Below are 14,784 nucleotides of genomic sequence, written 5' to 3'. Positions count from 1 at the left end.
CGCCGCGCGCACTCTCCGTTCGGACGGAGAAGCCTCGGCGGTCACGCCGAAACTCCGTTCGGACGGAGAAGCCGAGCTGGTGGAGCGGCCGGTGCGGGGAGCGCGGGACGTCAGGGAGCGGGCGACGGATCGGGAGCCGCGTGGCGGCCCCTCGCGCGCGGCGGCGGCAGGGTGCGGCCGTCGTGGAGTTCGATGACGCGATCGGCGCGCGCCATCAGGAGCGGGTCGTGCGTCGTGACGACGGCGGCCACGCCGCTGCTGTGGACGAGGTCGACGAGCAGGTCCATCATCGCGGCGCCTGTGACGCTGTCGAGCTGGCCGGTCGGCTCGTCCGCGAACAGGATGCGCGGGCGTGCCGCGAGAGCCCTGGCGATGCCGACGCGCTGCTGCTGGCCTCCGGACAGCTCGGTGGGGCGCTGCCTGGCGTGCCCCGCGAGTCCGACCAGGTCGAGGAGCTCGGCGACGCGCGCATCCCGTTCCGCGGGCGGTGTGCCGAGCAGGCGCAGCGGCACCTCGACGTTCTCGGCGGCGGAGAGCACGGGCACCAGCCCGAACGCCTGGAACACGAAGCCGATGCTGGAGCGCCGCAGTTCGACGAGTTCGGCCTCCGTGGCCTCGGTCAGCTCGGTGTCGTCCAGCTGAACGCGGCCCTCCGTCGGCTTGTCGAGGCCGCCGAGGATGTTGAGCAGGGTCGTCTTGCCGGAGCCGGAGCGGCCGCGGATCACCAGCAGCTCGCCAGGATGCACGTCCAGCGACACCGCGTCGAGCGCGGACACAGAGCCTGCCTCCGTCTCGAAGACCCGGCTCACGCCCTCCGCGCGCAGGATCGGCTCTCGCGCGCGCCAGGGGGTCTCGCCCGGGGCAGTCGGCGTCGTCTCTTCGTCAGCGAGCGTCATCCTGCTCTCCTTCCGTGACCTGCTGGGCGCCGGGGTCCTGCGCAGCGCCCGCCTCGCGGTCGTCGTCGTGCGGCCAGACGCCGACGTGGTCGCTCTCCAGCGCGAGTCGCACCCGGTCGCGCATCCGGAGGCTGGTGAGGTATTCGGGCGGGAGCTGCAGCCTGCCCACCCTGTCGAGCACAGCGAACTCCTCGGCGACCATGTGCTCGTCCCCGCTCGCGTTGACCCCGGTGCGGCGCAGCACCTCGGTGGAGGTCCGCCCATCCCGGATCTGCACGGTCCGGGCGACATGCTCCGAAACGGCGGGGTCGTGGGTGACGATGAGGGTGGTGACCCCGAGCTCTCTGTTGACGCCGCGCATCGCTTCGAGCACTTCGGCGGAGGTCGCCTCGTCGAGTTCTCCCGTCGGCTCGTCGGCGAGGAGCACGCGCGGGTCGTTGGCGAGACCGACGGCGATGGCCACCCGCTGCTGCTCGCCGCCCGACATCTCGGTCGGCCGTCTGTCCGCGCAGTGGGACACCTCCAGCAGGTCGAGCAGCTCCTGCGAGCGCTGCCTGCGGCCGGGGGTCTTGGCCAGCGACATCGTGAGCGCGATGTTCTCGCGGGCCGTCAGATAGGGCAGGAGGTTGCGCGACGTCTGCTGCCAGACGAAGCCGACGGTGCGTCTGCGATAGTCGACGCGCTGGGCGGACGTGAGCGTGAGCAGGTCCCGCCCGGCGACGGATGCGCTGCCCGCCGTCGGCTTGTCGAGCCCGGAGAGGATGCCGAGCAGGGTCGACTTGCCCGATCCGGATGCCCCGACGATGGCGACGAGCTCTCCGCTGCCGACCCGCAGGTTGAGACCCTGGAGCGCCTGGACCTCGACGCCGTCGGCGGTGAAGATGCGGACCAGGTCGGAGCAGGCGATGCTCGCGTCCGCGCGCGCATCCGCGGTCGCTGTCGTCGGCCGCACTTCGGTCGGCCGCGCTTCGGTCGGCTGCGCTGCCGTTGTCTGCGCTGTCGTGGTCTGCGCTGTCATGTCGGTCATTCTTCCCCTCCTGCCCTGAGCACGGTCGCCGGGGAGCGGCGCCGGGCACCGGCGAGTGCGATGAGTGTCGCCGCGGCCGTGACGACCGCGAAGCCGACAGCCGCTGCGGCGATGAGCACGGGATCGATCACCACGGCGGGACGCACAGGTCCCCCGGTGAACCCGGTGAGGTCGATCGGCGCGAGAACCACAGCGGGTAACGCGAGCCCCACCAGGATGCCCGCGATCAGCCCGACCGCCAGCACCGGTCCGAGCTCCCAGCCGAGCAGCCCAGCGGTCTGCCTGCCGGTGAACCCGATGGTGCGCAGGGTGGCGACCAGCCTGGTGCGGGATGCGGTGTTCATCACCAGGGTGAGCAGCAGTGCGCCGATGCACATCAGGGCGGAGAGCGCGATCGAGACCAGGGCGACCGTCTCCAGCCCGGAGACCAGTGGTGCCTTCCGCAGCACGGTCTGCTGCTGGACAGCATCCCCCACGATCGCCCTGGCTCCCGCGATGGCCGCGAGGTCGGCGTGCACGGCCGCCGCGTTCGCGCCTGGCTGCAGCGCGACGAGCACGGTCGACGGCCGCTGGGTCAGCTCGATGCCGGACGGCAGCCCGGTCTTGTCGATGATCGTCCACTCGGCGTCGCGGATGTACACCCCGGGGGCGAACGAGAACTCGGTGACGCCCAGGTGCACGGTGGTGTCGGCGTAGAGGATGGCGCTCGTGACCGGGATCTTCGAGCTCCAGCCGCCGACCACCGCCGCCGTCCTGCCAGGGACGCTCGACGTCAGCGCTGTGGAGACCCGCGCACCCTCCGGGACGTTGCCTTCGACGGCCGCGAGCTGCTTCGGGTCGACGAGGTAGGCGCTCAGGTCGCCGCCCTGCGTACCCGCTCGCACGGTCTGCCCGCCCGCGGAGTACACGATGGCGGAGTGGGCGACGCCGGGGACAGCGCGGATCCTGGCGAGCTGGTCGTCGCTGAACGCGACAGGAGTGGAGACGCTGAGGTCGGCGCCGACCGCCGCGTGCGCTCCGCCCTCGATCCCCGCGCGCTCCGTGCTGAGCACGGCGGCGGAGAACACCGTGATGCTCACGCCGGTCACCAGGGCGAACACCGGCCACAGTCCACCGGCGCGCGACCGGACGGCCGTCGTCGCACCGATCGCCGCAACAGCGCCGCGCCTCCTGCGCAGCGCGGTCGCCAGCCAACCGAGTGGCAGCGGGTACAGGCGGAGCACGAGCACGCAGGCAGCGAGGGCGATCAGGATCGGCGTGACCGCGAGCAGCGGGTCGATGCTGAGGCCCGCATCCGTCGTCGGCGCCGCCGTTCCGCGCTGGAACAGCGTGACGACGCCGGCGACCGCCAGCCCGACGGCGAGCACTTCGAGCACCCAGCCCCAGCGACGCCGGGCGGACGATTCGCCGCGGAGGTCGTCACGGGGACCGAGCGCCCCCGCCGCCACGGCGAGGATCAGCGGAGGAGCGACGGCGCAGCACGCCGCGAGCGCGAGCGACAACCCGGCGGGGCCCCCGGCCGGGGTCAGCAGCACGGCCGCGACGAACCCCAGCGCAGAAGCGGGGATGGCGACGGCGGCGCCCTCGAGCGCCAGCCCCCAGCGCAGGCGGCCAGGGGATGCGCCCCTCGCCGCCATCAGGGCCAGTGCGTCTCTGCGGCGCCCGAGCACGAGTCGCACGCCGAGCACGAGCACGGCGAGCGCGACGCCGAGCGGACCCGCCGCCAGGATCGCGAAGAGGGTGGCGGCCGGTTGCGCCCGCGTGGTGAAGTCGGCGAGCGACCTGTCGAGCTGGGTGGAGAAGCGCAGAGCGGTCGGCACCCCGCCGACGGCGACCGTCGGCGTCGTGGCGAGGAAGCGGCCGAGGGAGCCGCTGACCGCATCCAGGGTGTCGACGGTGAACGCCGCGGGCGCGACGGGGAACCAGCCCTCCGTGAGCGTGCTGGTGAGGGAGCGCGCGACGACCGGCCAGGATGCCGCGTCCACCCAGACGACACCGGTGAGCTTCTTGCCGGAGTCGCCGAGGTCGGCGAAGCTGCCGGTCGCCCTGAGTGTGTCCAGGTTCCAGAAGTCGGCGGCGGTGTCGCGCGGGCTGACGGTGCCGACGAGGGTGAGGCTGACGCCCACCCCTGCGACGCGCTTCTGTCCGACCTTCCAGCCGATCACGTCCGCCGCCTCGGTCGTCATGACGACCTGCGCGCTCACCGGAGGAGGAGGAGGCGGCACGAAGAAGCCGTACTGGTCCGTCACCGGCGGCGCGGGAGCAGAGGATGCCGGCGATGGCGTCACCGTGCCAGGCCACGCACCGGAGTCCAGCTTCGCGACCCCGCGCAGGTCGCTGAACGCCTCGACGGTGGCGAAGTAGTGCCGATCGGACGTTGCGCCGGGCGGCGAACTGGTCGGGAGCTCTTCCGACGATGCCGAGTACTGCCCCTGCGCCGTCACCCCGCGCAGCGGCGCCGTCATGGTCGCTCGCACCTGCCGGAGCGCGCCGGGCATCGCCGTCCAGGACGCGCCTGGGTCGTCGACGACGACGGCGCCCGGCTGGCCCATCCCGGACCGCAGCACGGTCACCAGATCGCGGTTGACGGGAGCCGCCTGCTCGAGCCCGTAGCGCAGGTCGCTGGTCAGGAGGGTGTTCGCGAACCGGGGCCAGGCCGCGAGCGCCGTCGTCGCAACGAGCACGACGACGCCGAGCATGATGAGGCCGCCCCGGAACGCGGAGGCGGCTCGCGCGGCGAGGCCGAAGCCGCCCAGGACGGAGTTGCGGGACCGGGATGCTCTGGTCATCGCGTCTCCTCCCTGTACGACGTGTCGAGCACCTGCCTGCGCACCGCGCGCCCATACGCCCAGAGCACAGCGCCGACGGCGGCGGCGAGCAGCACGAGCGCGACGAGCAGCGATTGCAGGTCGACGGCCCCGCGCACGGACAGGGTCGCCGGGGCGGTGACGACGGAGAGCCTGGCGAGCGTGTTGCCTGCGAGCAGGAACACGGCGACCCCGCCCACCAGCCCGAACACCGCCGCCGCGACGACGATGCCCGCCAGCTCCACCCGACGGCTGCGCGCTTGCTGGCGCGAACTCATCCCGACCGCACGCAGCACGGCGACTTCGGCCCTTCGTCCGCGCAGCAAGGCGGCGATGGTGGCGCCGATGGCCACCAGAGCGAGCAGCGCGCATCCCGCCGTCCCGAGCCACAGGCTCACGACAGCGCTCGCCATGAAGCGGGAGACGAAGTCTCCTGAGGCGTCGGCGACCACGGCGTCCGTTCCCGCTGCGCGCTGAGCGGCAGCAGCGACCGTGTCCGGCTGGTCGGTGGCGAGCCACACCATCCCGAGCCTGGGCGGTGCAGGCTGCGCCCGGAGGGCGGCGTCGCTGAGCGCGCGCTGGTCGACGAGCACGGCGGTCGGGTCGCTGGTCCCCGGCACGGCGGCGACGACCGCCGCGATCGTGCCGCGCGCCGACACCCACGCGGCGTCGAGGTCGACGGCGTCGCCGACGGAGAGCGCGTCCTGCTGGGCGGCGCTGGCCGTGATGACCACGGGGAGCTGCCCAGCGGCCGGCGGCATCAGTCGCACGAGGCCGTCCGCCGTCATCACACCGGTCGCCGCCGTCCAGGACGCGATGTCGAGGGTGGCGCTTCCCGCCGCGACCGAGCGGATGCGCGGTGCGGACGATGTGTCCCCCGCTGGTCGCGCGTCCACGGCGGCGAGGGTCCAGCGCCTCCCCGCCGGAACGTCCGCACTGAACCGGCCGGAGGACCCGGCGACCGGATGCGCGACGAAGGGGGCGAGCTCGCCCCGCGCATCCACCAGCCAGAAGGTGACGGAGGCCGTCGCTGCGGTGGCTGCGGTCAGCGTCTTCGTGCCGGAGGGGAGCTCCTGACCGCCGAGGCGAGCGGCGTGCGTGAGTTTCTCTGCCACGTATTCCGTGTCGAGCATGTAGCCGCCGACCCGCGTGAGCTGCGGCAGGCGCTGGACGTCGAGAGCGACCAGGGTGACCGTGCGCTGGCCGAGCCCCGCGTCCGTGATGAGTCCGGGGGATGCGGCGCTCACCGAGGGGATGCCGGCCAGCGCATCCACGTCGGGCAGGTCGTCCGGCCCTCTGACGACTCCCGCGAGCCCGGTGTCGACCCGCACGTCCGCACCGGTCACGAGCCGCGACGAGTCACGGAGGAATCCCGACCAGGTGCCGACGTAGCCCGCCGAGAATGTCGCGGCCCCCACCGTCAGCACCACGAGCGCGACCGGTGCGGCGAACAGGGTGAGCCCCCGTCCGACCTGGCGCGCCGGCAGCACGCCGGACAGTCCCCTGCCGCGCGATGCGACGCCCTCAACAGCGGCGGCGGACGGGCCGAACAGCAGCAGGCCGAGCACGGCGATCGCGCACAGCACGGCGGCGGGAGCGATGACGCCGATCGGGTCGACCTTCCCGTCCGCCGACACGGGAGCGCCGAACGCGACGAACCGCCACAGCGTCAGCCCGGCCGCGGCGAACGCGAGCACGCCGACCCCGACGGATGCGGTGGCCCGTGCCCTTCCAGCCTCGACTGCTCCTGGCGCCCCGCTGGCCGCCCGCGCGGAGAACGCGGTCACCACGGCGCAGCACGCGACGGCGACAGCGAGCACCAGCAGCGGAGGGAGCGCCAGGTCGAGCACCCCGGCGACGCCTCCTGCCGGCGCTCCGACCACCGCGAGCAGCACGGCCTGCGCCGCGAGGAACCCCACGGCGACACCGGCCACGCCGACCACGGCCGCCTCGACAGAACCGGCGGCCACGAGCTCCCCCACCGTCGCACCGCGCGCCCGCAGCACCCGCGACTCGGCCAGCCGCGACCGGGCGAGCAGCTGCGCGAGCAGGATGAGCGCCACCACCGAGCACACGGCCAGCACCGACAGCGGAACGGGGATGACGGCGGCGAGCGCGCCGACGGACTGCTGCATCGCCGTCACTGTGGCGAGCGCGTCGCCTTGCGCCGAGAACGGAGACGACGAGGCCGTCGGGCTTTCGGTGAGCGCGTCGGTGACCGTGCGGAATCCGGACTGCAGGCGAGGGAGCTGCGACGCGGTGCTGCTCCGCGCATCCGGGGCCACCACCCACTGGACGGACGCGGACGTGCTGAGCGCCGCGAGCCCGTCCGCTGTGAGGATGGCCCTGCCGTCGGTCCCGCCTGCGCCGGGCGTGAGGCCGAGCCACGCAGGGGCTGCCGGGGTCGTGGCGTGCCAGACGCCGGTGACGGTGAAGGTCAGGCGGTCGGCGGCGGCCTCGTTGCCATTGCCGCTGTCGCTGTCGCTGCTCGTCGTGATCGTGGAGCCGGTGCGGACGCCAAGCGTCTTCGCCAGTTCGGCGTCGACGGCGAGCTGCTTCGCGCCGGCCGGCCAGGCGCCGGCATCCAATCGGGCGCGCTGACGGAGGCTGTCGTCCCCGGCGAGCGCGAGCATCGACCTGTTCCCGGCCAGCGGCACGGACGGCACGAACGCCGAGCGGTCGACCGTGACGGCGGCACCGGTGAAGTGCTTCCGGATGATCGAGCGCACCGTCGCATCCTGCTCTGTCGCAGCGCCGGCGAGTGCGCCCTGCTCCGCCTGCGCGATCGAGACGGCAGGTCCCGCCTGGATGCTCTGCCGCACCGCCACGGTCGGCGAGCGGACGGCCAGCCCCACCATCGTGCTCGCCAGCAGCGTGACCACCAGCACCGTCAGGGCGGTCGCGGTCAGCACCCCGGCCTGGGCGCGCGAGCGCTGCAGCCAGAACGCACGAATGCGTCCCTCACTCCCCCCGGATGCACGCACCGGACTAAGCTACCGCGCCCGCACGCAAAAAATCAGCGTCTTCACGCCTCAGAAGCCGTCGTGTCGGATGCCCCACCTGACCGACCAGGTCTCCCCCGGTTCCAGCCAGCGCACCCCGCGCCCGGTGTTGAGCGCGTTCGCCGGGGCCGTCATCGGCTCGACCGCGAGCGCGACGTCGCCCTTCTCCTTCGTCGCGAGCGTGCGCGACGTGTAGAGCTGCAGGTACGCGAACGCCGGGTCGGCCCAGAGGGCGACGCTGCGGCCGTCCGGCGCCGTGAGCGTGTGGATCACCTCGCCGTCCGCGACGGGCAGGTCGGCGAACCCGTCGTCGAGCTCCAGCTCCCCCACCCGTCGACCGGCGCTCAGGTCGAATCGCGTGCCGTCGACAGCGGACTCCCCGATCACGTTGAGCCTGTCGTCGACGTCGAGGTGCGTGCGCGCCCCGACCGTGAGCGTCGCCTCTGCGGTCGGCAGGTCGCCGACGCGGAGGTATGGATGTGCGCCGACAGCGACCGGCGCCGTCGTGCTCCCCGTGTTCTCGATGGTGTGGGTGACGGTGAGGCCGCCTTCCCCGAGCTCGTGCCGCACGGTGGTCGCCAGCTGGAACGGGTAGCCGAGCTCGGGGAAGATCGCCGCGGTCTGGGTCACCGACGATGCCGTGTGCTCGACCAGCTCGTAGGGCCGGTAGCGCAGCAGCCCGTGGATGGCGTTGCCGCGCGCCGGCTCCGTCACGGCGAGCCGCTGCGTCACCCCGTCGAGCTCCCACGCCGCATCCTTCACGCGGTTGGGCCACGGCACCAGCACGATGCCGCACCCGGACGGCGGGGTCGCATCCACCGGGAACGGCTCTGTCAGGTCTGCGTCACCGAGGCGCAGGGAACGCAGCCCGGCCGCGACCTGGGTGACGGTCGCGGTGAGGTCGCCTGCGGCGATGTCGTACTGGGCTCCTGTCGGCGGGTGCATACGGCCAGCGTATTGTCAGGCGACGAGCACCGCGAGCCCTGCCGCCCGCAGCGCGGCCACCTCGCCGTCCGGAGCGCTCTCCCCCGTGATCAGCTCGCTCACCTCGCCGAGATCCGCGATGCGGCCGAGGTGGGTCCGTCCGAGCTTGGAGCCGTCCGCGACCACCACGGCACGACCCGCCGCGCCGACCATCACCCGCTTCAGGTCGGCTTCGGGCAGGTTCACGTTGGTGATGCCGCCCTGGGGATGCACGCCCGTGCACCCGATGAAGGCCAGGTCGGCGTGCATCCGGTCGAGCAGTGTGGAGGCCAGCGGCTCGACCAGCGAGTGCTGCAGCGGGCGCAGCGTGCCTCCGGTGACGACCACCTGGAAGCGCGGGATGGCGCGCTCCAGCGAGAGCGCGATGGTGAGGCCGTTCGTGATGACGGTGACATCGTCCAGGTCGTCGCGGTCGGCGAGGGCGCGTGCGATGGCGGCGGTCGTCGTCCCCACGTCGAGGAGCACGCTGCTGCCGGAGACGACCATCGCCGCCGCAGCGGAGGCGATGCGGCGCTTCTCGTCCGCGGAGGTCTCGAGCGCCTCCTCGAAGCTGGCCTCGCGCATCCCAGGAGTGCGGAGGACGGCGCCACCGTGGACGCGGCGGATGCTCTGCTGCTCGTCGAGCTGGTCGAGGTCGCTGCGGACGGTGACGTCGGAGACCTGGAACGCCTCGCTGAGGTCGCCGACGCGCACGAAACCGTTCTGCCCGATGAGTTCGAGCATCCGTTCGCGGCGGAGGGCTGCGGGAAGCGGTTCGGCCATGCTGCCATCGTCCGGCTGTTGCGTTTACTTGTCAATACGAAAGCGAATGGCTAGATTTGCTTTCGAAACCGAAAGGGTCGCTCCGTGCCAGCAATCAGCAAACAGGTCCACCGTCTCGCGGACGGTCGGGAGCTCATCTACTTCGACGACGCGGACACCACGCTCTCGCCCGAGCGCGGCCCCGACCTGCGCGAGCCGACCGAACGCCCAGCGACCGCCACCATGCGCCAGGACCCCCTGACCGGCGAGTGGATCTCGATCGCCGCCGCCAGGCAGAACAGGGTGTTCCTGCCGCCGGCAGAGCTCGACCCGCTCGCCCCTGCCACACCGACCAACCTCTCCGAGGTGCCGAGCAACTACGACGTCGCGGTGTTCGAGAACAAGTCGCCGTCCTTCGGTCCCCTGCTCGAAGACGCCAACGCGCCTGAGGGCATCGACGACCTCACCTCGGTCGGACTCGGGCGCACGCGCACCTCGGTCGGGCGCTGCGAGGTCGTCTGCTTCAGCCCGGACTCCACCGGCTCCTTCGGCAGCCTCACCCCGTCGCGCGCTCGCACGGTCATCGAGGCCTGGGCCGACCGCACCGCCGCCCTGTCAGCCCTGCCGGGCGTGCGCCAGGTGTTCCCGTTCGAGAACCGCGGCGAGGCGATCGGCGTCACGCTGCACCACCCGCACGGTCAGATCTACTCGTACCCGTACATCACCCCGCGCACCACGGCCCTCATCCGGTCGCTCGACGCGTACGGTCCCACCCTGTTCGCCGACATCCTGGAGCGCGAGCGGAACTCCGAGCGCGTCATCCTCTCCGGAGAGCACTGGACGGCGTTCGTGCCGTTCGCCGCCCGCTGGCCCATCGAGATCCACGTGCTGCCGCACCGCCACGTCGCCGACTTCACCGAGACGTCCGACGCGGAGCGCGACGAGCTCGCCACGCTCTACCTCCGCGTGCTGCGCGGGGTGGATGCGCTCTACGACAGCCCGACGCCGTACATCGCGGCGTGGCACCAGGCGCCCGTCGGCGTCCGCCGCGACGAGATCCGGCTGATGCTGCAGATCACGTCGCCGCGCAGGGCCGCCGATAAACTGAAGTTCCTCGCCGGATCGGAGTCCGCGATGGGCGCCTGGATCGGCGACATTCCGCCGGAGCAGGCCGCCGAACGTCTCCGGGATGCCGTCGCCCGCGCCGACAGGGACAACCCGACCGGCCCGCTGCCGCAGGGAATCACCGGCCTGGCGACGGACGTTGTCCCTTCCGCGGGCGACGCGTCGACCGCATCCACTGTTTCGCCAGCATCACCACGAAAGGCCGACCGATGACCGACCTCCGCCAGGACACCCGCGACAGCTTCACCGAGATCTTCGGACGGGAAGCAGACGGCGTCTGGTCAGCGCCCGGCCGCGTCAACCTGATCGGCGAGCACACCGACTACAACGAGGGCTTCGTGCTTCCGCTCGCGATCAACCGCCGCACCGTCGCCGCCCTCGGCCTGCGCGACGACCGCACCGTGCGCGTCGGCAGCTCGTTCGCCGACGAACTGGTCGAGATCGACCTCGGCGACCTCCGCCCCGAGGTGCTCTCCGGCTGGTCGGCGTACCCGCTCGGCGTCGCCTGGGCGCTCGGAGAGTTCGGCGCCGACCTGGATGCCGTCCCCGGCTTCGACGTGCTCATCGACTCGAACGTGCCCGTGGGCGCCGGCCTCTCGTCGTCCGCCGCGATCGAGAGCGCCGTGGCCATCGCGCTCAACGACGTCTGGCAGCTCGGACTCGACCGGCAGACGCTGGCGAGGGTCGGCCAGCGATCGGAGAACGTCGTCGTCGGCGCTCCGACCGGCATCATGGACCAGTCGGCCTCGCTGCTCGGCGAGCGCGACTCCGTCGTCTTCCTCGACTGCCGCTCGCTCGACGCGCAGGTCGTGCCGCTCGGGCTCGAGGCGGCAGGGCTCGAACTGCTCATCATCGACACCAACGTGGAGCACGCCCACGCGACCGGCGGGTACGCCGAGCGGCGCGCATCCTGCGAGGCGGGTGCTGCAGCACTCGGCGTCGAATCGCTGCGCGATGTGAGTGTGGCCGACCTCGACCGCGCCCGCGAGCTCCTCGACGACGTGACCTTCCGTCGCGTCCGCCACGTGGTCACCGAGGACCAGCGTGTCCTCGACACCGTCCGCACGCTGCGCGAACACGGACCGGCCGCGATCGGCGAGCTCCTCGACGCCTCCCACCGGTCGATGCGCGACGACTTCGAGATCTCGGTGCCGGAGCTCGACCTCGCCGTGGAGACCGCGCAGGCCAACGGCGCCATCGGCGCACGCATGACAGGAGGCGGCTTCGGCGGCTCGGCCATCGCGCTCGTCCCGTCCGACGCGCTCAGCCGCGTGCTCGTCGCCCTCGACGGCGCGTTCGCCGAGCACGGCTTCGGTCAGCCGGATCTGTTCACGGTCAGCGCGTCGGAGGGTGCGAAGCGCGAGAATTGACGGTATGACCGCAGCCGACGTCCTCTGGCTCGACCCGGACACCGTCCAGCTCCGCCAGCCCAAGTCCTCGCACTGGGAGGCGCCGTTCCTGTTCCTTCTCTTCGGGCGTGACAGGGCCATCCTGTTCGACACCGGCGCGACCGGTGACGAGCGGGTGTTCCCGCTGCGCGGCACGGTCGACCACCTCATCGAGACCTGGCTGCGCAAGCATCCCGCCCGGGTCTCCCGGCCGTACGAGCTGGTGGTGGCGCACACGCACGCCCATGGCGACCACATCGCCGGGGACGCGCTGCTCGCCGCGCGCCAGGGAGCGGTCGTCGTCGGCACCACCCCCGCCGAGGTGATCGCGTTCTTCGGGTTCCCGTCCTGGCCGGATGCTGTCGTGCCGTTCGACCTCGGCGGCCGGGTGATCGACGTGATCGGCGCCCCTGGTCACGAGCCGTCTGGCGTGGTGTTCTACGACGCCGTCACGCGCATCCTGTTCACGGGCGACACGGTGTGCCCTGGCAACCTGTACGTGCGCGACCGTGCGCAGTTCGCCCAGACCATCGACAGGCTCATCCGGTTCCGGGATGCGGCCAAGCCGCGGATCAAGCACGTCCTCGGCGCGCACGTGGAGATGTCGAAGAAGCCGGGCGTCGACTACCCGCCTGGCACCGTCGACCAGCCGGACGAGGCGCCGCTCGCGCTTCCGCCGAGCATCCTGGACGAGGTGCGCGAAGCCCTCACCGTCGTCGACAAGCACGGCAGGCCGAAGCGCAGGGTCGTGCGCGACCGCTTCATCGTGGTCGACGATCCACGCTGATCCCGCCTGGCTAGGCTGGCGGCATGACACGCATCACCATCGCAGACGGCTCCTCCCCCGAGGTGCACGAGACCGCTTTCGTCGCTCACGGCGCCGTGCTCGCCGGACGCGTCCACCTCGCCGCGGACTCCAGCGTCTGGTACAACGCCGTCCTGCGTGCCGAGGCGGAGGACATCCGGATCGGCGAGCGCAGCAATCTGCAGGACAACGTGTCCTGCCACGTCGACTCCGGCTACCCGCTCACGCTCGGCACGGACGTCTCCGTCGGCCACAACGCCGTGCTGCACGGCTGCACCATCGAGGACGGCGTCCTGGTCGGGATGCACGCCACCGTGCTCAACGGAGCCGTCGTCGGCGCAGGCTCGCTCCTCGCCGCCGGCACGCTGGTCCTGGAGGGCGCGGTCATCCCGCCAGGCTCGCTCGTCGCCGGTCTGCCAGGGAAGGTCCGCCGCGCCCTCACGGACGAAGAGCGCGCCGGGATCCTCCGCAACGCCGAGGCATACCTCCAGCACGTCGCCGAGCACCGCGACGCTCAGCGCACGCCGTAGATCGGCGACAGCGCCTGCTCCGCCTCGTGGTCGGGGCCGAGCGGGATGCCGCTGCGGTCGCGCAGCAGGAGCGTCGCGACCAGCCCGACCAGCGTCATCCCGGCGAGGTAGAGCGTGACGGCGAACGTCGAGCCGGTCGCCTGCACCAGTGCCGTCGCGATGGTGGGCGCGAACGCGCCGCCGAGGATCGCACCGATCGCGTACGAGATCGAGACGCCCGAGAAGCGAATGGATGCGGGGAACAGTTCGGCGTAGTACGCCGCCTGCGGTCCGTAGGTGAAGCCGAGGCCGATCGTCAGGAGGGCGACGCCGAGGAACAGCAGCCAGACGTTGCCGGTGTTGACGAGCGGGAACAGGGCGAAGACGCCACCGAGCTGAAGCACCCAGCCCACGATGTACGTGGTGCGCCTGGTGATGCGGTCGCTCAGCCAGCCCGCGTACCAGGTCGACAGCAGCCAGGTGACCGCAGACCCGGTGACCGCCAGCAGCACGGGGCCGCGGTCGAGGCCGATCGGACCATCCGGGTTGGTCGCGTAGTTCTGGATGTAGCCGCCCGTGGTCATATAGCCCACCGCGTTGTTGCCGGCGAAGATCAGCGCCGCGACGACCACCAGCAGCGCGTGCCGCTTGAACAGGGCGACGATCGGCGTGCGGGTCTGCTCCTTGCGTGCGGCGATCTCCTGGAACACCGGGCTCTCATCCACCCGCCTGCGGATGTAGTACCCGATCACGATGAGCACCACCGACAGCAGGAACGGCACGCGCCAGCCCCACACCAGGAACGCATCGCCCGGTGCGATCACGGCCATCAGCGCCATCGTCCCCGACGCCAGCAGCAGACCGAGCGGAACCCCGATCTGCGGCGACGCCCCGAATAGCCCGCGGCGCGCGGTCGGAGCGTGTTCGACCGCCATCAGCACGGCGCCGCCCCACTCGCCGCCCGCGGAGATGCCTTGAAGGATGCGCAGCAGGATGAGCAGGATCGGCGCAGCCGCTCCGATCGCCGCATAGGTGGGCAGCAGCCCCACGAGGGCGGTCGCCGCGCCCATCAGGATCAGCGTCACCATGAGCACGAGACGGCGTCCGTACTTGTCGCCGAGGTGGCCGGCGATGAACGCGCCGAGCGGGCGGAACAGGAAGCTGATGCCCACCGTGAGGAACGAGAGCACGGTGGCGAACTGGGGACCGGCCGGCTCGAAGAAGAGCTGGCCGAAGACGAGCCCGGCCGCCGAGGCGTAGATGAAGAAGTCGTACCACTCGACGGTGGTGCCGACGACGGTGGCGAAGACCACGCGGCGCCGGTCGGTCTGTGCGGCGAAGCTCCCTGTGGGAGTGAAGTGCCGGCCGGAGGCGGTCGCGCCGTCCGGGGCGCTGTTGTGCGGCGTTGTCATGGAAAGGTTCTCCTCGGATCGACGTCGTTGTCTGTACGAGCTGACAGGCTCGCAGCCAAGATACCAGACCGTATACGATCTGTGATAC

The 14,784-nt window shown here is 72.0% G+C and carries 11 protein-coding genes; 4 read left to right on the top strand and 7 right to left on the bottom strand.

The annotated features are described in order from the left end of the window. Nucleotides 1–110: 110 nt before the first annotated feature. From ACIRCZ_RS17100 to ACIRCZ_RS17075, 6 genes are read right to left on the bottom strand one after another with little or no spacing between them, the layout of a single operon-like run. A complete protein-coding gene (locus ACIRCZ_RS17100; protein ID WP_402855077.1) occupies nt 111–896 on the bottom strand; it encodes an ABC transporter ATP-binding protein in 786 nt (261 codons plus the stop codon). Further along, complete coding sequence (locus tag ACIRCZ_RS17095; protein ID WP_402855072.1) at nt 883–1,923, bottom strand: ABC transporter ATP-binding protein; 1,041 nt, start codon at nt 1,921–1,923, stop codon at nt 883–885. Before ACIRCZ_RS17095 ends, ACIRCZ_RS17100 begins: the two co-directional genes overlap by 14 nt. After that, on the bottom strand, nt 1,920–4,712 hold the full coding sequence (locus ACIRCZ_RS17090) for an FtsX-like permease family protein (protein WP_402855069.1): 2,793 nt from the start codon (nt 4,710–4,712) through the stop codon (nt 1,920–1,922). Before ACIRCZ_RS17090 ends, ACIRCZ_RS17095 begins: the two co-directional genes overlap by 4 nt. Continuing rightward, nucleotides 4,709–7,714 (bottom strand): FtsX-like permease family protein, encoded by a 3,006-nt coding sequence (locus tag ACIRCZ_RS17085; protein ID WP_402855066.1) that lies wholly within the window; start codon nt 7,712–7,714, stop codon nt 4,709–4,711. Before ACIRCZ_RS17085 ends, ACIRCZ_RS17090 begins: the two co-directional genes overlap by 4 nt. Before the next feature lie 48 nt (nt 7,715–7,762). Further along, nucleotides 7,763–8,677, bottom strand: coding sequence for an aldose 1-epimerase family protein (locus tag ACIRCZ_RS17080; RefSeq protein WP_402855063.1), 915 nt, complete (start codon nt 8,675–8,677; stop codon nt 7,763–7,765). Nucleotides 8,678–8,692: 15 nt separating this feature from the next. Then, the gene (locus ACIRCZ_RS17075; RefSeq protein WP_055895018.1) at nt 8,693–9,478 is read right to left on the bottom strand and encodes a DeoR/GlpR family DNA-binding transcription regulator; all 786 of its coding nucleotides are present in this window, start codon (nt 9,476–9,478) and stop codon (nt 8,693–8,695) included. 84 nt (nt 9,479–9,562) lie between these two features. On the opposite strand from ACIRCZ_RS17075, the gene galT reads away from it, so the two are divergent. Genes galT through ACIRCZ_RS17055 form a run of 4 tightly spaced genes read left to right on the top strand, consistent with a single transcriptional unit; the run spans nt 9,563 to nt 13,305 of the window. Beyond that, nucleotides 9,563–10,795, top strand: coding sequence for a galactose-1-phosphate uridylyltransferase (galT, locus tag ACIRCZ_RS17070; RefSeq protein ID WP_402855060.1), 1,233 nt, complete (start codon nt 9,563–9,565; stop codon nt 10,793–10,795). Next, the gene (gene galK, locus ACIRCZ_RS17065) at nt 10,792–11,952 is read left to right on the top strand and encodes a galactokinase (RefSeq protein WP_402855057.1); all 1,161 of its coding nucleotides are present in this window, start codon (nt 10,792–10,794) and stop codon (nt 11,950–11,952) included. The genes galT and galK overlap by 4 nt, the downstream gene beginning before the upstream one ends. A gap of 4 nt (nt 11,953–11,956) precedes the next feature. Beyond that, on the top strand, nt 11,957–12,757 hold the full coding sequence (locus ACIRCZ_RS17060) for an MBL fold metallo-hydrolase (RefSeq protein WP_402855054.1): 801 nt from the start codon (nt 11,957–11,959) through the stop codon (nt 12,755–12,757). A gap of 23 nt (nt 12,758–12,780) precedes the next feature. Then, nucleotides 12,781–13,305 (top strand): gamma carbonic anhydrase family protein, encoded by a 525-nt coding sequence (locus ACIRCZ_RS17055; protein WP_402855051.1) that lies wholly within the window; start codon nt 12,781–12,783, stop codon nt 13,303–13,305. Here ACIRCZ_RS17055 and ACIRCZ_RS17050 read toward each other — a convergent pair. Next, nucleotides 13,290–14,696: an MFS transporter gene (locus tag ACIRCZ_RS17050; protein WP_402855048.1), complete on the bottom strand. Its 1,407-nt coding sequence runs from the start codon at nt 14,694–14,696 to the stop codon at nt 13,290–13,292. The two genes, ACIRCZ_RS17055 and ACIRCZ_RS17050, sit on opposite strands and share 16 nt — an antisense overlap. Nucleotides 14,697–14,784: the final 88 nt, after the last annotated feature.

Origin of the sequence: Leifsonia sp. NPDC102414 (assembly GCF_044765685.1) — a bacterium.
GTDB lineage: Bacteria > Actinomycetota > Actinomycetes > Actinomycetales > Microbacteriaceae > Leifsonia.
This window is presented reverse-complemented; position numbering and strand designations above follow the sequence as displayed.